The sequence below is a fragment of the Methylocystis sp. MJC1 genome (genome assembly GCF_026427715.1).
Classification (GTDB): Bacteria; Pseudomonadota; Alphaproteobacteria; order Rhizobiales; family Beijerinckiaceae; genus Methylocystis.
The window spans coordinates 1469252-1492264 of the sequence record NZ_CP107558.1 but is presented as its reverse complement, the minus strand read 5'-3'; the positions used below and the strand labels follow the sequence as shown (position 1 = coordinate 1492264).

Here is a 23013-nt window from a genome sequence, read left to right as displayed (position 1 = left end):
TTACGGCTGCCGCCGGAGCGCCTTACTTCAGGCTCTTGTGCATTTCGAGAACGTTCCCGGCCTCGCCGCGATGGTAAGCGACGGAGTCCATCAGAGTGCGGATAAGGAATATGCCGCGACCGCGCTCGTGGAGTTGATCGAGGTCGGGGATTGGCACGGCCCCTATGTCGAAACCCTGCCCATGGTCGTAAACGCGGATCCTCAGGTCTTCATCCTCGATCGACAGGCAAACTTTCACCGTGTGGTCGAGGCATTTATCGTCGGAGTATTCCATGGCGTTGGCGACGGCCTCGGTGAGCACGAGATTGAGATGATAGGCAAGCATGTCCTTGTCGAAAGAATCCGTCTCGAGTTCTCTCGCGATTTGCTCGCCGATATTGCCGATCAGCCGCAGATAGCGCGTCTGGTTCGGCACGACGATGTCGACGCTCACGCTTGTCTTGGACATGCCCGCATCGCTAGCTGACGCCTTGGCTGCTGATCGCCTCCTGCAGGCGTGGGTAGATTTCAAAGACGCGATTGAGCCGCGTCAGCTCGAACATCGAGCGCACACGGGGCTGCAAGCCAGAGAGCACGAACGTCCCCGAGCGCTGATTTGCATTCTTGTAGCCCGAGAGCAAAGCGCCCAATCCGGAGCTGTCGATGAATTTAACATCCGCCAGATCCACGACCAGACGGCGCCCGCCCTCTTCCAGGGTTCGTAAAATGCGCTCCTTGAGCTCGCTCGAGTTATGCGCGTCCAGACGCTCCTCCTTGACGATGATGGCGACCCGATCGTTCTGGATTTGCGTTTCGAGCTGCATATTCGAGGTCGTTCCGGAGATCGACAAAGGACGCATAGCGATCAATCGGCTAGCTAGGTCGGCCTCTAGCGTTGTCAACGGATAAGCAGCCCCCGAGAACGCGGCGCGATTGCAGGCGCCGCGAAGCGCGGCGACGCGCGACTAGCTGGTTGAGTTTGACGACCGTCAATCTGCAGCGAGCAATGGCGCGCTAACCAAGTCCGGCAAACGGCGGCATCTCCAACAGCCTTTCAGGCTCGATCTTTGTCTGACGCAGGCGCAGCGCGTTGGCGACGACGCTAATCGACGACAGCGCCATAGCGGCGGCGGCTATCGTGGGCGAGAGCAGCAGGCCAAAGGCCGGGTAAAGCGCGCCGGCCGCGAGCGGCACGCCCGCCGCGTTGTAAATGAAGGCGAAGAAGAGGTTCTGGCGGATATTCCGCATGGTGGCTCGCGAAAGCCGCCGGCCGCGCACGATCCCCCGAAGGTCGCCCTTGAGCAAGGTGACGCCGGCGCTTTCGATCGCCACGTCGGTCCCGGCGCCCATGGCGATCCCGACATCCGCCGCGGCAAGGGCAGGCGCGTCATTCACCCCATCGCCCGCCATGGCGACAACGCGACCGGCCTGCCGCAGCCGGGCGACGACTTTGCTTTTATCCTCGGGGAGGATTTCCGCCTCGACGTCCTTGATGCCGAGGCGCTTGGCCACAGCCCGCGCCGACGTCCAATTGTCGCCGGTGAGCATGACGACCGAGACGCCATCATCATAGAGCGCCTGCAACGCGTCGGGCGTCGTCTCCTTGATAGGGTCGGCTATGGCGAGGATTCCGGCTGCACGGCCGTCGATCGCAACGAAGATCGCCGTCGCCCCATCTTCGCGCAAACGCTCGGCGTCGCTGTCGAGCGCGCTTAAATCGACGCCGACCTCGGCCAGGAAGCGGCGATTGCCGATGGCGACGAATTGCGTCCCGATACGCCCAGTGACGCCTTTGCCGACAGGTGAATTGAACTCCGAGGCCTCGCTCAGCGGCAGGCCTCGCGAAACGGCGGCGTCGACGATCGCTCGCGCCAGGGGATGTTCGCTCCCCCGCTCTAGGCTCGCCGCGACCGACAGGAGCTCATTCTCGCTCACGCCGGCGACGGGGCGAATAACTGTGACTTTGGGCTTGCCTTCGGTCAGCGTGCCGGTCTTGTCGGCGACGAGCGTATCGACCTTCTCGAAACGCTCCAGCGCCTCCGCGTTCTTGATGAGCACGCCATATTGCGCGCCGCGCCCAACGCCGACCATCACCGACATTGGCGTCGCGAGACCAAGCGCGCAGGGGCAGGCAATGATCAACACCGAGACGGCGGCGACGAGGCCATAACTCATCCGTGGCTCGGGGCCCCAAACCGCCCAGGAGGCGAAAGCAAGAATGGCGACGAGGATCACAAGCGGCACGAACCAGCCCGAAACCTGGTCCGCGAGCCGCTGAATGGGGGCGCGGCTGCGCTGGGCGGAGGCGACCATGTCGACGATGCGCGACAGCATGGTATCGGCGCCAACTCTGTCGGCCCGCATGATGAAGCCGCCCGTCTGGTTGAGCGTCCCGCCGATGACCGTGTCACCGACGCTCTTCGTCACTGGCATGGACTCGCCTGTGACCATGGATTCATCGACCGAGCTGCGGCCTTCGAGCAACGCGCCGTCGACCGGCACTTTTTCGCCAGGGCGCACGCGCAGCCTGTCGCCGACGTGAACCTGGTCGAGCGCAATCTCTTCGTCGGACCCGTCCTCTGTCACTCGCTTCGCCGTGACAGGCGCCAGATTGAGCAGCGCACGGATGGCGCCCCCGGTCTGTTCGCGGGCGCGCAATTCGAGGACTTGGCCCAGCAACACCAGCACGGTGATGACGGCCGCAGCCTCAAAATAAATTGGCGCAGACCCATCAGAGCTCCGAAAGGCGGGCGGGAACAGCGACGGCGCAAGCGTAGCTACGATGCTGTAGATCCATGCGACGCCCGTGCCCATGGCGATCAGCGTGAACATGTTGAGATTGCGGGTAACGAGTGATTTCGCGCCCCGCACGAAGAAAGGCCACCCAGCCCAGAGGACGACCGGGGTGGCGAGGGCCAGTTGCGCCCAATTCGAAAGCTGTGGCGCGATGTAATGATGGAGGTTGAAGAAATGGCCGCCCATTTCAAGAATGACCACCGGGACTGTGAGCGCGAGTCCAATCCAAAACCGCCACGTCATATCGATGAGCTCGGCGCTCGGCGCCTCGTCCGCCGTGGTGACGAGAGGCTCGAGGGCCATGCCGCAGATCGGGCAATTGCCGGGACCAGCCTGCCGAATTTGCGGGTGCATGGGGCAGGTATAAATGACACCTTGGGCGGGTGCGCTTGCGAGCTCCTTTAGGTCCGCGCGGGTGGGAGCCCGGCCTGCCGGCGCATCATGTTCGCGCTGATGCCCGTGATGGCTTCCATGCCCAAAATGATCGTGGGGATGCTCGGGAATCATGGTGGTTCCTTCTGGGCAAGGCGCCAGCTGCTCAATTAGACATCATGCTTTTCCGCATCGTCGGGCCGCCTCTCGTGGTGGTGACCATGGCCATGATGCATAAAGAGATGCATGAGCGGACAGGCCAGCACGACCAGGAAGGGCAAAGCGTCGAGAACGTGCCGCCAGTGCCAATACAGCAGGAAGGCGGCTGCCAGGGCGTAAATGGCGATCAGCGCCGGTTTCGTCATCGGTAATCTCCTCTTGAATGAAGCTAACGCCATCCCGAGTTGGGCAGCCGAGGGCATGACGGGAATAATCAATCAGGAAAAGAGATAAGCAAGCAAATTGATCGCACAGGCTGACGAAACGGCGCGCGCATCCACGGCGCCGCCGCTATGATATTCGGAAGTCTTTGATGTTGAAGGTGGGCGCGAAGCTCGCCGCCGTGATCCAGTATGGAGGGCGCGAAGGCGATGCAGCGCTCAAGAACGCGGCGAGCGAAGCCGCCGAGCGCACCGTAGTCGAGATAGAGCTTGAGTATAAAGGGCGCTGAGCGCGCGGATGAAGCTCTGACGGAAAAAGCCTGCCCAGGACATTGCCCGGGCAGGAGTTGGGGAGCCCTGCCCGACGAGCACAGCCGGGCAGAGATCAGGAAATTGCCTAATCGAGCAGATCAACCGCTCGCCAGGAATTTTTCGAGATACACCTGTTCCTTGGGAACGCCGGCCGAAGAAGCCGCCGCGAACGCCGCCTCGATCATTCCCGGAGGGCCGCAGAGATAGATGTCGGGCTTGTCCGAGAGCCTGCCGAGTTCGTCGTGAAGGAGGTCGATCACCGTTCCCTTGGCGACGCCATTGCCCTCCGAGACGTTCACGACAGCAATCTGCACATCGAGGCCCGGCATTGATTGCTGCAGCGCCTTCAGCTCCTCGACATAAAAAAGCTCGTCATAATTGGTGACGCCGAAGAACAGAGTCGCGGGCTGCGGATCGCTCTCCTTGTGCAATTGCCGGATCATCGACAGGACCGGCGACAATCCCGTCCCGCCGGCGACGAAGAAGCGCGGCCGGTCGCTCTTGTGCAGCGAGAACGAGCCAGCCGGCCCACGCAGCGCAACGCGTTGGCCGACGCGCGCCTGCGTGCGCAGATAATTGGAAAAGGCGCCATCCGGAAGCAGGCGGATGAAGAACTCCAATCGACCGTCCTCAGCGACCGAGGCCATCGAATAAGAGCGGCGCGTATGTGTGCCCGGAATTTCGATGTCGACGAATTGCCCAGGCATGAAGTTCAACGAAATGGGCGCCGCGCCGTCGGCCGTCAACGGCTGCAGAACGAGCCGCACGACATTCGACGACACCCTGTCGCATTCGGTGATCTCGGCGAGCCAATTGGTCTGAATCGCCTGGAAGGAGATGCGATCATAGGTGTAGGGCACGATGACGTGTAGATCGCTGCGCGGAAAGGTGCGGCACAGAAGAACCTTGCCATCCTCCTCCTCGTCCGGCGGCAACGCCTGGACCTTGACGTCAATGAGCTCATAGTCCCCATCCGTGCAATCGGCCTTGCAAGTCGCACAACCGCCGGCGCGGCAGGAGGCCAGAAGAATCACACTCTGACGAAGGCCCGCAGAGATGACGTCCTCGCTCGGTCCGCATTCGAATGAACAGGTTTCTCCATCCTCTGTCTCAATGACAATCTGGTACATACGTCTCCCGCCCTATGCTACTCTGGCTGCGCCAGTTCGTTTTTGGTCGTGCCGTTCTTGTTGATGGGCTCCGGCGTGCCGATCGCGCGCAGTAGCCGCCTGATCTCTTCGCTATTGTCGCCCGGCGTTCCGGCGGCTTCGTCCTGCCGTCTGAAGTAGCTCAACACGTGAGCGACCGCCTCGCGCGCTGAATCCTGCGACAGTGAGCATCCTTCCTGGATAAACTCGCCGTCACGCAGGATTTCCCAGCGCCACATATAATCAAGGTCCATCGTATAGGCGGCGTAGCGTGAATCCGCGTGAATCAGAATCCCCTGCTCGGCCGTCGCATGTTCCGCCGAAAGCGTCATGGCTTTCTCTCCTCTCTAGAGGCGGCGTTCGGGCGAAAGCCGCCCGAACGCTCGTTCTTTACGCTGCGGATAACGCCATCACGCCTGCAGATGCAGGACCTTGACGCCGCGCTCCTTACGCAGGCCCTCGAGAGGCGTTGCGTAATAGTCCGTGTTGCGCAGCTCCATGAGAATGGTGCCGAGCGCCGCATCCGTGCGCAGGAACACATTCACCGGCAAAACCGGCGGCTTGTAGAGCTGACGGAACTCGATGTGAATGCGTTCCGCCTCATATTTGCTCTTGGCGGACTTCATCTTGGCGACCCAGGCGGCCTCCACCGCGGCGGCGTCCTCTCCGGTCGTCGCCTTGGTGATGAGTTCCGCGACGGAGAGCTTCTCGGTCTTGAGCACCGAGAGACGCTCCTCGATCTTTCGTTCGATATATTGGTAATCGACGTCGAGATCGTAGTTCTTGCGGAACGGCGAGCTGTAATTGACGCGGAAGTCCTGGATGAACCTCGTCGCCTGTTCCACGCTGTTCAGCTTTTGGATCTTACCTTCCCACTCTGCACGAGTGGAATTGTCGTGGATCGGTTCTCTCTTCGCCATTGTGGCATTCCTTGTCGTCGACCGATCAGATGTCGGTCAGGGCGCGATCGAGGCCCATGAGTTCCGAGGTGATGGTGAATTTCGACCCGAGCGTATAGGCGCGGCCGACGGTCGATGACACATTCACGAGAAGGTCGTAGACCGAGAACGGCTTGCCGAGCAGGTCTGAGGCTTCGGCGGCGTCGATCTCGATCGCGCCGTCGGCCTTGATCCACCAGAAGCCGGCCTTGTCCTCGACGACGATCGACGGATTCTTCGCCTTGCCGCCCTTGAGCACGATGTCCTCGATGATCGCGTCGATCTCGTCGCTCTTCATCAGGACCAAAACCACGGCGTTGGATTCATGGACGACCTGGTTCTCCTCGGCGAAGAACTCATCCGCGAAGGCCTTGCCGGTCTTCTGCATGATTCCGGCGTTATAAGCGTTATGCGCGCTAGACATAGGAGCGTTTCCTTCTCAATTCTTGTAGCCGGCGAGAACAGCGTCGACCTTCTCGTCGACGTCGATCTTGAACCCGATCTTCTCCGCGTAATCGATCTTCCAATCGCCGAAGACGCGTTGCAGCGCTTCGCTGACGCCAGCGCGGTCGGTCGCGCCCGCGACCTTTTCGACTTTCGCGTAGATGCCGACGAAATCCTTGAGCGCGCTGACCGACCGCGCGAGATAATGGTCGGTCCAGGCGTTGAGGAAGGTGCGGTTGTGCGCGCCAAACTCCGGATCATTAGCGAGGCTGTAGACGAAGAGGTCTTCGATCGCGCCGCGGGTGATCTGGAAATAGGTCTGCGACTGCGCCGTGAAGAAGGGCGTCAGCGTGTCACCATAGACCGTCGCCAGACGCTGGAAGAATTCGCGACGGGCGAACTGGCCGAAGGTCGCGTCATAGACGGCGTGACCCGCCCAGAGGATCTCGTTCCAGTCCTGAATGCCCTGCCAGATCTCCTCGACGGTGCCACGCGCGCCGGCGTAGATCGGATCGCTCGTCCAAATCTTCTTCGGCACGTCGGTCGAGGCGTCGAAGCCGGGGACGAGCTTGGCGATGAACAGGCGCTCCATCTGGATCATCTGCGCATTGTCGACCTTGTCGAGACCAGCGAAGGTCGCCGACTGGCGGATCGTGTCAGACAGGCAATCGCGGCCGACCGACGAATGCGCGTTGAACAGGCCATACTCGTTGAAGAGCAAAGCGCCGTAATATTTATTGAGAATTTCGTCGCGCCAATAAGGGTCGATGGTGCGGATCGAGCCTTCGGACGAATAGGCCTCGAGGAAGCGTTGCGTGTAGCGCGCCTCTTCCGATTTGTCCTTCACATAAGGCGCGTGCCAGCGACGGGCCGGATCGCGATGGCGATACCAATCGGTCGTGCGCAGCTCGGTGCTCTCATTGCCCCAGGACGGGCGGCCGCCGTGGAACTTCTGCGTCCAGTCGCCCCAATCGAGGCCGCCGGCGATCCAGTCGGGGTTGGGCTGCGCATAGACCGACAGTTGCTCATATTCAGACAGGCGCTTCCAGCGCGGCTGAATGAAATAGTGATATTTGCGCTGCGTATCGAGCGCGTGATCCGGAACAGCGGCGGCGATGATCGCCGCGCGCTCTGGATCGGTGAGACCTCGTTTCGTAACCTGAGAGCTCTGAGGCTGTGACATTAGATGTCCTCCACTAAGGGATTTGTTCGTGCTTGCAGTGGGCGGGCGCGCATCGCCCGCCGAGATCCCGGCGCGTGCGAGACGCGCCGGGAATTCCCGTCGGTTCGACAGCTTGCGCCGTCGAACGGAAATCAGTTGAATTTGGAGAGCGGATCGGGGAAAACGCAGCCCGCACGCTTGATGTCCTCGAGCGTCCAGAGATTGTCGCCGCGCACGTGAGGCTGGGCGATCAGCGTCTTGCCGTCGGAGCGAACGCCATGGCCCTCGGCGATTACCTCCGACAATTCGCGTCCCTCATACTGCTCGAAGATATTGTGGCACTCATAGCGCTCAGGCTCCGTCAGCCACATGCGCTCACCCCAATCATCCGTGAGCGAGTGCTTCTTGCCGTTGAACTCGTGCACGCGCAGCGAACCCGAGCCCTTGGCGAGCGACGGAATGAACGGAACCTGCGAGACGCGGTCGATATAGACGTCGTGACCGTTCTCCAGCAGCCAGGCGTAGGGGATGAACCCGCTCTTGGGATCCTCGTAGCCGAGCTTCTTCCACTCATTGTAGATCTTGCCGTAATGGTCGGCCCAACCCGGATAGTTCGCCTCGAACCATTCCTGGTCCTCCTCGTCCGGCAGCGCCAGACGCGAAAAGCCGAGCGGCCACAGCGCATAGGCGGCGAGCGCCAGATCGTGATGCGCCCAATAGGCGTCGCGCTTGGCGTCGCGCAGAGAGCGCGGGCTCTCGACGCCATATTTGCCGAGACGGCCGATCCAGATTCCACCCCAATCCTCGTAGACCCAGCGGTTCCAGGTCTTCACCCAAGGCTCGACCTTGAACTTGGAGCCGTATTCGAACAGATAGCCGAGGGCCGGCGTGAAATACTTCTGCTGCGTCCAGAAGGCGTTGTTGAGATCGGTGTTGAGATATTTGGCCGCCGCCGGATCATTGGCGATCGACACCACCGTCTGATAGCCATTCGCCATATGGCGCAGCTCGTCCGTCTCCACCGACAGGAACACCGTCGGCGTGATCTCATCGCCATTGGCCGAAGCCCATTCGGTAACGGCGACGATCAGCGGATTGGTGAAGCAGGCTTCGCCGACCAACTGAAGATTGACCGAGCACTCCACGGCGTCGCCGGAGATGAAGCCGTCGGCGAAGACGCGCTTCATGCCCTTCCACAGCGGGCCAATCGCGCGCGTGCGGCGGGCGTCATTGTGGCCGGCCGGATCGTGATAATGCTTGGAATAATAGTGATTGATGAAAGCGCACTGATGCGTATGACGAATTTCGTCGAGCACCTGCGCGAGATAGCCATTCTTCTGCTCGGCGGCGGTGGCGGAGTCCCACAGCATGGCCGAAGCGGCGATGGCGTTATACTCGCCGACCTCGAGGAAGTTCGAGATCACCTTCATGGTCTCGCCCCAGCGCGGATGCACTTTGTTGCCGGCGCCGAGACGGGTGAGGCCGTCAAGCAGAGTGCCGAACTGGCGCTCGTCCTTGGCCGCCTCCATACGGGCGTATTCCTTGGCGATGACCTTGAACTGCTCCTTGGTCTGGTTCGCCATATGATATTTGGTGGCGTATTTGGTGCGGTTGTCCTTGAAGTCCCAGTTGAAGCTCTGCAGCCACTTGTGCACCTCTTGCGGCTCGACGCCGACCGGAGCGCGGTTGACTTTCAGAGCGTCGGTCGCCGCCTTGGTTGCGAGACTGATCGCCATTCTTGTTCCTCCTACCAGACTTATCGTTTCCAGCTTCGTGGGCTTTGCTTTTCGTGACGCCCCGCACGTTCTGCTCGGGCGACTCGCTTACAAATTTCGAATAAGGAAACCTTTCGACGCCACCGCCGCGCTTCTTGTGCAAGCGATGACCCGACTTGTTTGGCAAGGCGCGTGCCAGTCATCACGAGATTCGTGAATCGAAGCGTTTGCAAAGGATTTGTGGTGATGTCGAAATATCCCTTGAGCGATGGCGCCGATGCTGAAAGATGATCAGCGATACATGTGTAAAGGAACCATACGCACGATCTGCGCACGAATTTCGCCAGGACGCTATCGGCGCCAAACTAACGCACAGAACAAGCGGCGCGCATGGCTGCAGCCCCGCAACAAAATGCTGCGGAGGAGCCATGCGCACCGCTTGTTTGCGATACTTGTATCCGCTTGAAGCTCAGGAACGCGGATCTTCTCTCGTCAGCGCAGCGAGATGCGGATCGAAGCCGAACGTCGGATCGCTCGGGGAAACGTGCGTAACGGCGCATTCGACGGTCATCAGTGATGACGCCGTCGCGATAGCGTTGCGGAGCGCGAGACGGGAGACGCGTGCAGGATCTATCACGCCCGCAGCATAGAGGTCGCCATAGGCGCCGCTGCGCATGTCCATTCCCCAGAAGTCGTCATCGGTTCGTTTGAGCTCGAACAGCAATTCATTGACGTCGACGCCTGCGTTGCCGGCGATACGGCGTATCGGCTCGTCGAGCGCTTCGCGTATGATGGCGATGCCGTGGCGCTCATCGAGATTGTCGCCGTCAAGATTGGCGAGCGCCGCGCGGGCGCGATACAGCGCGACGCCGCCGCCGGCGACGACGCCTTCGTCGCGCGCCGCCCGCGCCGAGTTCAACGCATTTTCGATGCGCTGCATCCGTTCCTTGATGAGAATGTCGGAGAAGCCGCCAGCTTTGATCGTAACGACCTTGCCCGTGAGCGCCTGGATTCTCGCGTGCAAATTCTCGAGGTCGTGTCGCTTCCCGCTGGGCGAGCCTTTGGATGCGTCGCCGCCAGTAATCAGCTCTGCTTGCCGTCGCGCGGAGGCAAGACGGTCGGCGATCAAAGCCGGGTCGCCGCCGGCGCCGATCACGACCGTCTCGTCCTCGCTGACGACGATGCGCCGCGCGCGGCCGAGATGTTCCGTCGTCACGCTGGAGAGTTCTTCGCCGAACGCTTCCATAATCGCTCGCCCGCCGGTCAAAGCGGCGAGATCGAGCAAATATTCATAGCGGCTGTCGCCATATCCCGGACCTTTGACCGCGATGGAGCAGAGGTTCTTGCGGATATGATTGAGCAGCAGGCCGGGGAGAGCCTCTTCGGCGATGTTTTCGGCGACGACGAGCAAGCTGCCTTTGCGCCGGCGCACCAACTCCAGCGCAGGCAAGAGTTCGACGAAATCATTTATCACGCGATCATAAACGAGCACATAGGCGTCCTCGAGCTCGGCGAGCTTGCGCGTGCTGTCGGTCATGAAATAGGGCGAGCGATAGCCCTGCGCCCAACGCATGCCCTCGACGGACTCGATCTCGTCGTGAAGCGCGTTCCCCAGCTCGACGTCCACTATGCCGCCCTCGCCGGCCTGCCCGAGCGCCTCGGCGACAATGGCGCCGATCGATTCCTCGCCCGCCGCCGCGAGCGTTGCGACATGTGCGAGCGATCGCACGTCGACGCAGGGCCGCGCGCGCCGCGCGAGCTCCGCGTCGACCGCGCGCGCGGCGCGCTCCATACCGATTGCGAGATCACGCGGATTGAATCCGGCAGCGAGCGCCTTTCGCGTCTCGACGGCGATGCGACGCGTCAGCACGACGGAGGTCGTCGTCCCGTCGCCGGCCTCCTTGGCGACCGTCGTCGCCATCTGGCGCACGAGGGACACGCCGACGCTCTCCGTCCGGCCCGCCAATTCGATCGCCTGTGCGACGGTCACGCCGTCCTTCGTCGCGACCGGCGGCAGGCCCGCCGCTCGATGCTCGATGACGACGTTGCGGCCGCGCGGGCCGAGCGTGACGCCCACTGCGTCCGCAAGCGTATTCACGCCGTCGAGCAATTTCATGCGCACGGGATCGCCAAAACCAATATGTCTCGCCACGATTTTTCTCCACTTGTCGCGCGTCGGAAGTGACGCAGCGACGCTTCCTCATTTGTTCTTCGACTTGTCGAAGGATGTAATGTCGATGTCCTCGCGTCCGGCGTCGAGGATCATCGTGCGACGTCCAGCCGCGACGCGATGGCTGCGATTTCGTTCCAGGCGTATCCAGATCGACAACAGGCGTCGGTCGTCGTAATCGAGGCCACGGCGCATCTCTTCGAGATCGACAGGCTCGAACTCCTTGCGCAGATAGGCCGCGAGCTCGGCGACGCGTTCCTCGCCGATAATCGCCGTCAGACGATCTGCCTCTTGCTCGAGTTCGCGCATCGAGGCGTCGAGCGTGCGCGCCATCTCTTCCAGAAATGCGCGGTCGTCAGGGTCCATCGCGTCACCTCTTGGAAACGATCCGCTTGTCGCTGCGCAGGCCGAAACGCGCCATTTTGTGGTAGAGCGTCGCGCGGGTGATGCCGAGGTTGCGGGCCGCCTTGGCGATGTTGCCGTTACTCGACGCAAGCGCGAAGCGCACCGCCCTCGCCTCCCAGTCCGCGAGATCGAAGGAGGTTTCGTCGCCCGCTTCCGCACATTGCGCGTCTCGTGCGACACTCCGGCACGCCTCGGCGGCGCCAGGGCAATCGGCGCTCAGCTCCTGCAAGAAGTCGGCGGGCAGATCGTCGATCGCTATCAGCTTTCCTCTCGCGACTGCGATCGACGATCTCAGCACATTGCGCGCCTCGCGGATGTTTCCGGGCCAAGGGTGCCGATCGAAAATACGCCAGACGTCGTCTTCGAAAGACATCTCCTCGGTGACGCCGAGCGCCTCCTGCTCAAGCCGGAACAGATGCGCGAGGAGGCGCAATCGATCGGGACGCTCGCACAACGACGGCAATCGAAGCTGCACGCCGTTCAATCGGTAATAGAGGTCGCGCCGGAACGCGCCTTTTTGCACCATCTCCTGAAGGCTGCGATTGGTCGCGGCGACCACTCGCACATCGACTCGGATGGGCTTGCTCGAGCCGATCGGCGTGACCTCGCTCGAATCGAGCACGCGCAGCAGCGTTGCTTGCAGATCGAGCGCCATGTCGCCGATTTCATCGAGGAACAGAATGCCCTTGTCCGCTTCGACGAATTTCCCCGCTTTGCCCTTTGCGCGCGCGCCGGTGAAGCTGCCGCCCTCATAGCCGAACAACTCACTTTCGATGAGCTCGCGGGGGATCGCCGCGCAGTTGATCGCAACGAGCGGCCGATCCTTGCGAGGTCCGGAAGCGTGCAGGCGACGGACGAGATGATCCTTCCCAACGCCGGATTCGCCCGTGATCAGGATGGAAATGTTGCGCTCCTGCAGCCCTGTCGCTTTGCGCAGCGCCGAGTCGAGCACGCTGTCGGACCACTCGCCGTCGAAGGCGTTCGCAGGATGGCCGAGCGCGCCCGTCGCGGCGGGCGAGGCGGCCGACGAAACGGCTGGGTCGCTCCTGCGTTTCGCCGTGCGGTGGACTTCCGCCGCGACAGCGCGTCCTTCGCGCGCGACGAGCATGACGAGGTCCGCATTATCGCTTGCGGCAGCGAGCGCCGTCAGATCGACGCCGATCGTAGTCGCCGCATCTTTTCCTAATATCGCCGCCGCGTCGCCTGCACCGAGAATGTCCAGCGCGTCTCGATCGGCGCCGCACACGCGGCCGTTTTTTGCGACGAACAAGCGCCCGGCGCTCAACGGGCCGCCCTCGCCGCCCGCCTCGTCGTCGCAACGTAGCCGCAGCAAGAAGCCGTCGCAAGACATGCGTTCGAAAAGAGAAGCTTCGAGGAGGCGACGAGCAACCTTCAAGAACCCGAGCAGCAATCTGGCCGCGTCGGGGCGATCGCAGATCACGCCGATGATTGCGACGATCCCGCCGTCGGGGCCGGAAATGGGACAGCCGGCGGTCGCGCAGCGATGCAGCGCGGCGTTGAAATGCTCCTTGCCGGCAAAAGCGACAGGCTCGCGCAACAGCGCCGCCGTCCCGACGCCATTGGCGCCGAGGCTCGCTTCGCGCCAGTCCGCACCGATGCGCGCCATCTGCATACCGCCCGCCCATATCCGCCGACCGGAGTCGAGCAGATGGATCACGCGGCCGGCCGCATCGGTCAGCAGGAGCGTAACGTCCGCGTCGTCGAGCAGCGCGCCGAGTTCGTAGATCATCGCCGAGAGATGCGATGCGACGGCGCCGTTCGCGGCGCGGGACGTCGCGTCGACGTCGGGAGCGAAGCCATCGCCCTGGCGTTGGCGCGGCGGAAAATCCACGCCGGTCGGCAGCGCATGGTCTTCGACGCAGCGCATCCAGGCGTCCGCCACCAGCGGCCGCACCCAATCCACGCCGCAAGGGGCTTGTCCCGTCTGCTTCATCCAATCCCAGGCGACGCCCGGGCGGTCCACCCCATAGAGGCCTGTCGCTTCGGCGGAACAGAGCACGCCCGCGAAAGCCCCCTCGCGTTCCACGCAGGGCTGTCTCACTATGAAGTCGCTCAAGGCGATCCTCCCGATGATGAATGTCGTCGTGGCGCGGCGGCATGCAGCGCGGCGACGGCTTTCGCTCGCCATTCCTAAGGAATGGCGAGCGCTTCTGGTCGAGTGAGAGGCGTCGGTCCTTGGATCAGGCGCTCGTGGCCGATTGCGGCCGCTGCCCGCGAAGCGGGACGTATCTTTGCAGCGCTTCCGTCAGATAGTCCGACAAGAGCGCGAAGATCACGCCCGCCAGGAGCGGAACCGCGACGGCGATCGGATTGTCTTGCGACAGCGCGATGATTCTCTCGCCACGGTCCGAGACGCCCGCGAGCGCGAAAAGCGTCGCATAGCCGAGGATCGCGACGGCGAAGTCGCTGAGCGCCGACAGTCGCGACGCGAAGACGAGGACGCCGAGCGTGATCGCCACGGCGATCGCCGTCCACGCCGGAGCGCCCAGCGTCTCGCCATAGGGGAGACGCGTTGAGAGAGCCAGGGCGACGCCAGCGAGAACGACGCCGGCAAGAAGATGAAGAAGCGCTTTCTTCACGCCCTCGATCTTGCCGCCGAAGTGGTAGTAGCCGGCCCAGCCGATCAGAATGGGAAAGAGCTGCGCGCCGTAGTGGGCGGCAGGCCCCTCGGCGAGAAAGGCGGCCACGCCGCCGAGCGCGCCAATGCTCACGGCCCGATATATCGAGATGCTCATGATAAAATTCCTCTAGTCCCGCGCGATCGACGATCGGCGCGTGCGAATGAATCCCTTGGGTTGGCCGTTCAATCGAACAAAGCCGCCCGGCAGTTGACGATGACTGTTGAGGGGATCAGACGCCGCGCGGCGGGGGCGCGCGAGGACAGAGGGCGCGCAGCTCTGGCGCGACGATGACGGCGTCGATCTGATCATCGCACGCCGGAGAAGCGGAAACGGTTTCCAGAGGCAGGATTTCGACGGGAGCGCGCCCCGCATCGGCCTCGATGAAAGAGCTGCAATGCAGAACGCAGCAGGGGCCGACATGCTGTTGCTCGACCGGCTTGGACGAATCCCTATTCGCCGTGTCCGCGTTCTGGCAGATCGTTCCGAACAGCGGGCCGGCGGCGCCATTGGCGGTCGCGCCGGCTGCGAATCCGATCGACGCCGCTTGCAACAGCAAGAGGATCGCAACCGCCGCGCTCACGACCGCTCGGGTCGCGACGGCTCGGGCTGAGGCCGTCCGCGCGATGCTCCGATATGACCGGCCTGACGCTTTCAAGATCGCTCACCCCGCGTGTCGGATCGAGACGCGCTATAGCAGCGATACAGGGTCCAGCGACCGCTTGTCGCACGCAATGCGGCAGGTTGTCGCGCATGTGTCTTGCGAGAGCGACGCGCTGGCGTCGCCGCCGCGCCGCGCCGGCCGCGTATGCGCGACCTGCGTCGCCCGCTTCGTCCGACGCCATGCGTGGCCTCCTCGAGGAGGAAGGCCTTCAGCCTCTTAGCGGCTATGTCGGCCTGCTCCGTGAAGGAGAGCGTATCGACGAGCCGGCCGCGACGATCCACGAGATAGACGAGCGTCGTGTGGTCGATCGTGTAGCCGCCGCCTTCGAGAGGAACCTTGCGCTGATAGACCCGAAAGGCCCGCGCCGCTCGCGCGATATCGTCAACCGATCCCGTCAGTCCGACAACGCGCTGTCCGAAGGACCCGACAAAATCCGAGAGGAGCTCGGGCGTATCATGTTCGACGTCGAGACTGACGAACAGAATCTCGAAATCGGAAGCATCTGCGCCAGCCTCCTTCACGACGCTGGTCAGCTCGAGCAGTGTCGTCGGGCACGCCTCAGGACATCTCGTGAAGCCGAAGAACAAGGCAAAGGGACGTCCGAGCATCGAGCGGTCGTCGACCGCTTCGCCAGTAGACGATGTCAGACGAAACGCCGGCGCGGCCTTGCGCGGCGCCGCGATCGCGTCGCGAGGCCGCGGCGCCGCCTGCAGCATCGGAATGACCATCACCGCCGATACGGCCGCGCAGACGATCCATGTGGTCTTCAGGCGCTTCACAGCCACGTCTTTGGCTCTGGCGCCCAACGGCGCATCGAACGCCCCGAGGCGCATTTCGTAAGATGAAGCTTCGGGCGGAATGGAGGTCGAAGCTTCGATGCTCGCGCACCGCCTGACTCGGAATTTCGGTAGAACGCCGCGCAAAAAAGCCGGCGACGGCGGCACGATTTCCTGCGCCCCTCGTGTTGGCGCTCCGCGGATGGTTTGCACCGGCGCCTCGACGCTCGCCTCGCGCAACGCTGCGGCCAGCCGCTCGACGATCCTTTCGCGTTCGGCGGGCAGGACATCACGCGCGATTTCGAATTGGCGCGCGGCTCCTGCGATCTCGACGCGCTGGCAGACACCTGCGTCGTCGACGCGCCGGAAGACTCGGACCGCCTTCACTCTGCGTCGACTGACGAGCTCGCCGTCGACATAGCGTGAGATGCAGACAATGCCTCGCTCGATCGTCATGCACTCCGTGACGCGCCGCTTCGCAAACAGCGACGAGCAGGCCCAAGCGAGGCCGACGATGGAAAGAGCGCCGACGATCTGCGCGTTCGCCTCGATCGCGAAGATGGCCGACAGGCTCTCGAACGCGGCGTATGCGAGCACGAGCATCAGCACGCGCTTGCAGGCCGTTCTCTTCATCTCGCGCCTTCTGGCCGACGCTTCAGCGCGAATGTCGCCGGCGTCCAAGGCGGAGTCGATCAAGACGGTCGAGCGCGGTCGAATAAGCACGAGCATTTACCGGTGCGTTGAAATGGGTCGAAAGCCCCGCGTGCGGGACATAGGAAAGAAGACGCGACGGCAATGCGTAGATGCGCCTACGTCGATCCGAGATCCTCGAACGGAAGAACGAGATAGACCATAAGAATCGTCGAGCTATTGCGTCAATTGCCGCTGGGCAATAAATCCTGCGACAGGACGTCGCGTTCAATAAATGGACAGTTTTGCGCGCCTCGGAGCTGTCGTTTCCCCGATCGAAAATTACGACAGCCTCATGATCCGCTCTCTGTTCGCGAATCTGACTGGAAATTCGCGCATATGTATCAACACTATTCATCGCGGCTCGCCGTATTTACAGCATAAGCACTGTGAACCGTCGGCCGCCGCCTGAGAATGCCGGTGGTTCCGAATTTTGCCGGCTCGGATCGTGCTCTGGCGCCGATGTTGCCGAACGCTGGCCATGAGCAGAACGAGCCATACCCGGTCCAGACGACGCAATCCCGTTATTGCTGTCGCGCGAGGCATTCTTTGTTTCGGTCTCGGAGCCAGCGCGGGCGTCGCTGGCCCTCTCGACGTCGAGGTGGAGCATCCGTGGTGCGCGGCGTCTCCAAAGGGCGTCGTCACGGGCGCCTGCTATGTGACGGTGCGGAACCTAGGAACGACGCCGATCAGAATCGTCGGCGTGGATATCGCCGTGTGCAACCATACGGAACTGCATGAAACGGATGTCGCCGACGGGATCATGAAAATGCGCCCCGTCCCTCGCGGCGTCGAAATCCCCGCCAAAACATCGGTCGACTTTCATACCCACGGCTATCATCTCATGCTCCTCGAGCTGAAATCATCTTTGGAGCTGGGGCAAAGGATCGAAGGTTCCCTACGCTTCGAAAGCGGCGGCTCGAAGAAGATCGAGTTTCATGTGGAGACACGGCGACTGTAGCACGCCCCCTCGCGTCGCTGTGGACGGCCACCGGGAAGGCTCATCTCGGCTCCGCCTGCGGAAGCGTCACTCTAAAGTTCGCACCCGCGCCCCGCTTCCCCCGGCTTGACCCGCCGTGGTGGCGACGACGCGCCCTCGCTCTGGGAGAGCGGCAACACCTGCTCGACGAGCGCCTGAATGCGCAGCAGACACGCGCAAGCAAACATTGCCCACCACGGGAGTGGCCGTAATCGGCTGTGTCGCTCGGCCAATTAGATTGACACAGCAGACCGCAAAATCTGGCCGCTTGCTTCCCCAGCTTCTCAGCTGGCTGGCCGCGTTTCTCGTAAGTGGCTGATTAGAATGGTGGGCGCGACAGGGATTGAACCTGTGACCCCTACGATGTCAACGTAGTGCTCTCCCGCTGAGCTACGCGCCCCCTTCCGGGGTTCCGCCTTGGCGGCGGCTCGGGTGGCGTGTGTATAGTGGCGGACGCGGCGGGGCGCAAGCGCCTTTGTGCAGAAAAATTTCACGGCCATGCGGCACCGCGAAAACCCCACCAGCAGCGGCCTGGCAGGAGGGGGAGTTAACAGCCTATTGAAGCCGGATGTCGCCCGAACGAAAGATTTATGACGCTGCGACAATTCTTGTCTTGCGAGCCTCTCCCATTGTGGCATGCTTGACCGTGCGCTCCTCGCGAGAGGGGAAAGTCACAAAGGAGGTTTCGCATGTCCTTACAGGGCCATATCGTCGAACTCCAACGTCGCCACGAGGCGCTCGAGAAGGAAATCGAGAAAGAGCAGCTTCACCGCAATGCCGACGAAGTCAAAATCATCGAGTTGAAGCGCAAGAAGCTGCAAATAAAGGACGAGCTCGTCAAATTGGCGGCCAGCGAAACACGCCACTGACGCAGGCCCGAACGGGGCGGGAAGCTCTTTCCGCCCCGTCGCTTTTCACCCTTTCCGGATCACGCCTGCGGGTCACCGCGCGCCTGACACCAGCAGCTTGTAGTTGATCGCGTCGACGATCGCCTCGAAAGAGGCGTCTATCACATTGGCCGAGACGCCCACCGTCGACCAGCGATTCCCCTCCCCGTCCGCGCATTCCACCAGAACGCGCGTCACTGCGTCCGTGCCGCCCTGGAAGACGCGCACGCGGTAATCCACAAGCCGGACGTCGTCGACGAATTTCTGATAGGCGCCAAGATCCTTTCGCAGCGCGACATCGAGCGCATTGACCGGGCCGTTGCCTTCGGCCGCCGAGATGCGCGTCTCGCCATGAACATTGATCTTGACGATCGCCTCGGCGCCCTTGTCCTCGAAGCCGTTGCGCGCGAAGCGCCGATCGACCGCCACGCTATAGCGCTCGATGTCAAAATAATGTGGGGCTTCGCCGAGCACGCGCTTGGCGAGCAGAAAGAAGGACGCGTCAGCGCCTTCATAGGCGTAGCCCTGCGATTCCTTCTCCTTCACCTCGTCGAGCAGGCGAGTCAGGCGCGGATCGTTCTTGTCCAGCGTCACGCCGAGGCGCGTCAGCTCGGCAATGATATTGGACCGCCCGGCCTGGTCGGAGACCAGCACCCGACGCTGATTGCCCACCGTTTCCGGCGCCACATGCTCATAGGTGCGCGGGTCGGTCAGCACGGCGGAGGCGTGAATGCCAGCTTTCGTCGCGAAGGCGCTGGCGCCCACATATGGCGCGTGGCGGTTCGGCGCGCGATTGAGAAGCTCGTCCAGCGCATGGCTGGTGCGCGTGAGATGCGCCAGCTTCTCGCGCGTAACGCCAATCTCGAAGCGCGCGGCGTATTCATCCTTGAGCAGCAGCGTCGGGATGATGGTCGTAAGATTGGCGTTGCCGCAGCGCTCGCCCAATCCGTTGAGCGTGCCCTGAATCTGCCGCGCGCCCGCGCGCAGGGCCGCCAATGAATTCGCCACCGCCTGCCCCGTGTCGTCGTGGCAATGCACGCCGATATGATCGCCCGGAATAATCTTGGCGACCTCCGCGACAATGCGCTCGACCTCATGTGGCAGCGTGCCGCCATTCGTGTCGCAAAGCACCACCCAGCGCGCGCCGGCCTCGTACGCCGCCTTGGCGCAGGCGAGCGCATATTGCGGATTGTCCTTGAAGCCGTCGAAGAAATGCTCGCAATCGACGGCCGCTTCTTTCTCGCGCGCGACAGCCGCTTTTACGGATTGCGTAATTGCCGCGAGATTATCCTCTTCCGTGGAGCGTAAGGCGACCTTGACCTGATAGTCCCAGCTTTTGGCGACGAAGGTCACCGTATCGGCGGAGCTACCCAAGAGCGCCGCGACGCCCGGATCGTTCTCCACCGAACGCCCCTGCCGGCGCGTCATGCCGAAGGCGCAGAAACGCGCCCGCAGCTTCGGCCGCTGCGCGAAGAATTCCGTGTCGAGCGGATTGGCTCCCGGATAGCCGCCTTCGACATAGTCGATCCCGAGATCGTCGAGCATGGCGGCGATCTGCCGTTTGTCGTCGAGCGAGAAATCGACTCCTGTGGTCTGCGCGCCGTCGCGCAGCGTGGTGTCGTAAAGCGTCACGCGTTCCCTGGTCATCAATGCGATCCCGCGGCGGCCGGCGGGGCCGCCAATTCTCTGGTCATGGTGGTGTTGCCGAGCCATTCGCCGGCGATCGTCACCGTATTGCGGCTTTGCGCGACATAGCCGCGCGCGGCGAAGAAGTCGCGCGCCGTGTCGGAGGCTTCGACGGTGAGCGTCTTGGTCCCCCGCGCGCCGGCGAGCTTCTCGATCGCTTCTGCAAGCGCGCCGCCGACGCCCTGCCCCGCGAAGTCCGGGCGCACATAGAGCATATCGAGGAGCTTGTTGTCCTTGAGCGAGGCGAAGCCCGCGATCTCGCCGCCGACCAGCGCCACAATAGTGAGGGCGCCGGCGAGCCGGGCGGCAAAAGCGGCGGCGTCGTCCGCAGCCGAGGCCCAGGCCTCGCGCTGGTCCGGGTCATAATCCTCGGCCGAGAGCGCCTCAATGCTCGCGCGAAAGAGCGCCGAGAGCGCCGCCGTGTCGCTCGGGAGATAGGGCCGAAGACCGGGCGAAGCCCCGCGCTGCGCCATTACACGACCTCGAAGCTGCGCAAGATCTGCCAAGCGACGAAGGCGGCGCCGGCGAGAACGAGAATCTTGAACAGAAGATAGACCGCCCAATGGCGCTTGAACGGCAGCGTGTTTTTCCAGTCGTTGTTGGACATCTTACGCTTCCCTGCTTCGTTGGCCTGCATCTCTCGGCACGTCATGCCCGCGCTTGACGCGGGCATCCACGCCCCGCAGAGGCGCAATGTCTCGGCGTGGATGGCCGGGACAAGCCCGGCCATGACGGAATTGGCGCGTTTGGGGACCACTGGGAGGCGGCGCGTTCACCGCTTCACCTCCCAAGTCGTCGTGCCGTCCTTATTGTCCTTGAGCGCAATGCCCATCGCAGCAAGCTCGTCACGGATGCGGTCGGACTCGGCCCAGTTCTTGGCGGCCCGGGCGGCGAGGCGGGCGGAGATCAATTTTTCAATGTCTTGCTTGTCGATTTCGATAGGCGTCCGTTGCTCAAACCAATCGCTGGTCCTCCCCTGCAGGAGCCCAAGCAAGTGGGCAGCCTTCTTGAATCTATATTTGGCGTCGATCTGCTCCTTACCAGCCAAGGGCGGACCAGCCTTATGGTACAAAGAATGTAGAATTGAGACGGCCTTCGGAAAATTGAGGTCATCACAGAGGGCCTCTGCAAAATCGGGATCCAGCTGTATTTCCGCTTTGTCCGTCTCGATGGACTCTACCTTCTTGTACCAATCATCCAGCGTCTTCTCCGCCTCCTCCAGCGCTTTCACCGTCCAGTCGATCGGCTGCCGGTAATGCGTGCGCAACATCGCCAGCCGCAGCACTTCGCCCGGCCACTTCCGCCCGCCAAACTTCTCCGTATGCAGCAGCTCGTGAATAGTCACGAAATTCCCCAGGCTCTTGGACATCTTCTCGCCCTCGACCTGCAGGAACCCGTTATGCATCCAGTATCTCGCCATCACATCGCGGCCAAAAGCGCAGCATGACTGCGCGATCTCGTTCTCGTGATGCGGAAAGACGAGATCGATGCCGCCGCCGTGGATGTCGAAGGTCTCGCCGAGATGCTTCCACGACATCGCCGAGCACTCGATATGCCAGCCCGGGCGCCCCCTGCCCCATGGCGACTCCCAGCCGGGCTCGCCCTCTTTCGACGGCTTCCACAGCACGAAATCCATGTCGCCGCGCTTATAGGGCGCGACGTCCACGCGGGCGCCTGCGAGCATTTCGTCGAGCGAACGCCGAGACAAGCGCCCATACTCCGGCATGGACGGCACGTCGAACAGCACATGGCCGTCGGCTGCATAGGCGTGGCCGGACTCGATCAGCCGCTCGATGATCGCGATCATCTGCGCGATATGTTCCGTCGCGCGCGGCTGCACGTCGGGCTCCAGGCAGCCCAACGCCCGCACGTCTTCCTGAAAGACCTTGTTGGTCGCTTCGGTCAGCTCGCGGATGGTAATGCCGCGCTGGGCGGCGCGCGCGTTGATCTTGTCGTCGACGTCGGTGATGTTGCGGACATATTTGACATGCTTGGGCCCGTAGAGATGCCGTAGCAGCCGGTAGAGCACGTCGAAGACGATCAGCGGCCTTGCATTGCCGATATGGGCGTAATCATAGACCGTCGGCCCGCAGACATACATGCGCACATTGTTGCGATCGATGGGCTCGAAGGCCTCCTTCGTTCGCGTCAGCGTATTGTAGATTTTGAGCGCGGGCGTCGACATGAAAACCTCTGTCGCCAGCTGAGCCGGCGCGTTTCATGTCGTTTAGGGGACGTGACGGCTCCGGCCAGCGTGGGCTGCTAGCTGATAATGATCCGGCCACAAATTCGGCAGGGGAGCGGCGAGGGAAGCGTCATGGCGGCGACCATGCGCCCGAAACCGCCGCCGCGTCAAGCGCGCTTTCGCAGCGCCGCAAGAGCGCTTTGCCGCCGCTCTGGGTTCGCCGCATCGCATCCCGGCGCCGCGCCGCATTTGCGGCAGGATCGTGGCGACTTAACGCAAGATTAACTGCGTCCCGATACTTTTAACGATGCCGCCCCGTTTTCCCTGGCGGCCATGGAGCGGGCGCCGGCATGTTCATTCTCTCGTCGAAACACGAAAAGTCTCTCTGGCCGCGCCTCACCGCGCCGCTCGTCGCAGGGCTTCTCATTTCGGCAGCCTGTCACGCCAGCGCCCATGCGGCCCCGGCCTCCTATATCGTCGTCGATGACGACGGCTATGGCGTGCTGGATTGCCTCACCCAGAAATCCGAATGCGGGAAGATCGTGGCCGATGCTTGGTGCGAATCTCACGGCCATGGTCCGGCGAAGGCCTTTGGCCGCGCCGAAGACATCACGGCCTCCATCGGAGCCGATGCGCCGCGCCAGCCGGTCAAGCCCGGCGCGGCGGTGGTCTCCTGCGCAGAATAA

24 protein-coding genes and 1 tRNA gene are annotated in these 23013 nt (G+C 62.6%); 4 read left to right on the top strand and 21 right to left on the bottom strand.

What is annotated here, in order from left to right; translation table 11 throughout:
* Window positions 1-22: 22 nt before the first annotated feature.
* The 4 genes from OGR47_RS07150 to OGR47_RS07135 form a co-directional block, all read right to left on the bottom strand.
* Complete coding sequence (locus OGR47_RS07150; protein WP_165048265.1) at window positions 23-448, bottom strand: ATP-binding protein; 426 nt, start codon at window positions 446-448, stop codon at window positions 23-25.
* A 10-nt stretch (window positions 449-458) separates the two neighbouring features.
* The gene (locus OGR47_RS07145; protein WP_246729532.1) at window positions 459-839 is read right to left on the bottom strand and encodes an STAS domain-containing protein; all 381 of its coding nucleotides are present in this window, start codon (window positions 837-839) and stop codon (window positions 459-461) included.
* Window positions 840-993: 154 nt separating this feature from the next.
* On the bottom strand, window positions 994-3282 hold the full coding sequence (locus OGR47_RS07140) for a copper-transporting P-type ATPase (protein WP_165048262.1): 2289 nt from the start codon (window positions 3280-3282) through the stop codon (window positions 994-996).
* A gap of 35 nt (window positions 3283-3317) precedes the next feature.
* Entirely contained in the window at window positions 3318-3512 is a 195-nt protein-coding gene (locus OGR47_RS07135; protein WP_371824417.1) for a DUF2933 domain-containing protein, read from the bottom strand.
* Between the two features lie 167 nt (window positions 3513-3679).
* Here OGR47_RS07135 and OGR47_RS07130 point away from each other — a divergent pair, with 167 nt between their 5' ends.
* The gene (locus OGR47_RS07130) at window positions 3680-3817 is read left to right on the top strand and encodes a hypothetical protein (protein ID WP_165048260.1); all 138 of its coding nucleotides are present in this window, start codon (window positions 3680-3682) and stop codon (window positions 3815-3817) included.
* 120 nt (window positions 3818-3937) lie between these two features.
* Here OGR47_RS07130 and mmoC read toward each other — a convergent pair whose 3' ends face one another.
* The 12 genes from mmoC to OGR47_RS07070 all read right to left on the bottom strand — a co-directional run bounded on the left by mmoC (window position 3938) and on the right by OGR47_RS07070 (window position 16629).
* Complete coding sequence (gene mmoC / locus OGR47_RS07125) at window positions 3938-4969, bottom strand: aromatic/alkene monooxygenase hydroxylase FAD-binding subunit MmoC (protein WP_165048258.1); 1032 nt, start codon at window positions 4967-4969, stop codon at window positions 3938-3940.
* Between the two features lie 17 nt (window positions 4970-4986).
* Entirely contained in the window at window positions 4987-5319 is a 333-nt protein-coding gene (gene mmoD, locus OGR47_RS07120; protein ID WP_165048256.1) for a soluble methane monooxygenase-binding protein MmoD, read from the bottom strand.
* Between the two features lie 78 nt (window positions 5320-5397).
* Complete coding sequence (mmoZ, locus tag OGR47_RS07115) at window positions 5398-5907, bottom strand: aromatic/alkene monooxygenase hydroxylase subunit gamma (RefSeq protein WP_165048254.1); 510 nt, start codon at window positions 5905-5907, stop codon at window positions 5398-5400.
* Between the two features lie 25 nt (window positions 5908-5932).
* A complete protein-coding gene (gene mmoB / locus OGR47_RS07110; RefSeq protein ID WP_165048252.1) occupies window positions 5933-6349 on the bottom strand; it encodes a methane monooxygenase regulator MmoB in 417 nt (138 codons plus the stop codon).
* A gap of 15 nt (window positions 6350-6364) precedes the next feature.
* A complete protein-coding gene (mmoY, locus tag OGR47_RS07105) occupies window positions 6365-7552 on the bottom strand; it encodes an aromatic/alkene monooxygenase hydroxylase subunit beta (RefSeq protein ID WP_165048249.1) in 1188 nt (395 codons plus the stop codon).
* 131 nt (window positions 7553-7683) lie between these two features.
* Window positions 7684-9267: an aromatic/alkene monooxygenase hydroxylase subunit alpha gene (mmoX, locus tag OGR47_RS07100; protein WP_165048247.1), complete on the bottom strand. Its 1584-nt coding sequence runs from the start codon at window positions 9265-9267 to the stop codon at window positions 7684-7686.
* Window positions 9268-9715: 448 nt separating this feature from the next.
* Window positions 9716-11398, bottom strand: coding sequence for an Hsp60 family chaperonin (locus tag OGR47_RS07095; protein WP_165048245.1), 1683 nt, complete (start codon window positions 11396-11398; stop codon window positions 9716-9718).
* Window positions 11399-11446: 48 nt separating this feature from the next.
* The gene (locus OGR47_RS07090; protein WP_165048243.1) at window positions 11447-11782 is read right to left on the bottom strand and encodes a hypothetical protein; all 336 of its coding nucleotides are present in this window, start codon (window positions 11780-11782) and stop codon (window positions 11447-11449) included.
* A 4-nt stretch (window positions 11783-11786) separates the two neighbouring features.
* Window positions 11787-13898: a sigma-54-dependent Fis family transcriptional regulator gene (locus OGR47_RS07085; RefSeq protein ID WP_246729531.1), complete on the bottom strand. Its 2112-nt coding sequence runs from the start codon at window positions 13896-13898 to the stop codon at window positions 11787-11789.
* A gap of 124 nt (window positions 13899-14022) precedes the next feature.
* Window positions 14023-14577 carry a DUF1097 domain-containing protein gene (locus OGR47_RS07080; RefSeq protein ID WP_165048239.1) on the bottom strand — a complete coding sequence of 185 codons (555 nt, stop codon included), beginning with the start codon at window positions 14575-14577 and terminating at the stop codon, window positions 14023-14025.
* A 115-nt stretch (window positions 14578-14692) separates the two neighbouring features.
* Window positions 14693-15043: a hypothetical protein gene (locus tag OGR47_RS07075; RefSeq protein ID WP_165048237.1), complete on the bottom strand. Its 351-nt coding sequence runs from the start codon at window positions 15041-15043 to the stop codon at window positions 14693-14695.
* Between the two features lie 71 nt (window positions 15044-15114).
* Window positions 15115-16629 carry an SCO family protein gene (locus tag OGR47_RS07070; protein ID WP_165048235.1) on the bottom strand — a complete coding sequence of 505 codons (1515 nt, stop codon included), beginning with the start codon at window positions 16627-16629 and terminating at the stop codon, window positions 15115-15117.
* Between the two features lie 442 nt (window positions 16630-17071).
* Here OGR47_RS07070 and OGR47_RS07065 point away from each other — a divergent pair, with 442 nt between their 5' ends.
* A complete protein-coding gene (locus OGR47_RS07065; protein ID WP_165048233.1) occupies window positions 17072-17551 on the top strand; it encodes a copper chaperone PCu(A)C in 480 nt (159 codons plus the stop codon).
* A 343-nt stretch (window positions 17552-17894) separates the two neighbouring features.
* Here the strand turns inward: OGR47_RS07065 and OGR47_RS07060 are convergent.
* Window positions 17895-17969: transfer RNA gene (locus OGR47_RS07060), tRNA-Val, on the bottom strand.
* Window positions 17970-18258: 289 nt separating this feature from the next.
* Between OGR47_RS07060 and OGR47_RS07055 the strand changes: the two genes are divergently transcribed.
* Window positions 18259-18438 (top strand): YdcH family protein, encoded by a 180-nt coding sequence (locus OGR47_RS07055; protein WP_165048231.1) that lies wholly within the window; start codon window positions 18259-18261, stop codon window positions 18436-18438.
* A gap of 72 nt (window positions 18439-18510) precedes the next feature.
* On the opposite strand, the gene cimA is transcribed toward OGR47_RS07055, so the two are convergent.
* The 4 genes from cimA to cysS form a co-directional block, all read right to left on the bottom strand.
* The gene (cimA, locus tag OGR47_RS07050; protein WP_165048228.1) at window positions 18511-20103 is read right to left on the bottom strand and encodes a citramalate synthase; all 1593 of its coding nucleotides are present in this window, start codon (window positions 20101-20103) and stop codon (window positions 18511-18513) included.
* Window positions 20103-20615, bottom strand: coding sequence for a GNAT family N-acetyltransferase (locus OGR47_RS07045; protein ID WP_165048226.1), 513 nt, complete (start codon window positions 20613-20615; stop codon window positions 20103-20105). Before OGR47_RS07045 ends, cimA begins: the two co-directional genes overlap by 1 nt.
* Entirely contained in the window at window positions 20615-20749 is a 135-nt protein-coding gene (locus OGR47_RS07040; protein WP_256367609.1) for a hypothetical protein, read from the bottom strand. Before OGR47_RS07040 ends, OGR47_RS07045 begins: the two co-directional genes overlap by 1 nt.
* 165 nt (window positions 20750-20914) lie before the next feature.
* On the bottom strand, window positions 20915-22327 hold the full coding sequence (gene cysS / locus OGR47_RS07035; RefSeq protein WP_165048224.1) for a cysteine--tRNA ligase: 1413 nt from the start codon (window positions 22325-22327) through the stop codon (window positions 20915-20917).
* Between the two features lie 350 nt (window positions 22328-22677).
* Here cysS and OGR47_RS07030 point away from each other — a divergent pair, with 350 nt between their 5' ends.
* On the top strand, window positions 22678-23013 hold the full coding sequence (locus tag OGR47_RS07030; RefSeq protein WP_165048222.1) for a hypothetical protein: 336 nt from the start codon (window positions 22678-22680) through the stop codon (window positions 23011-23013).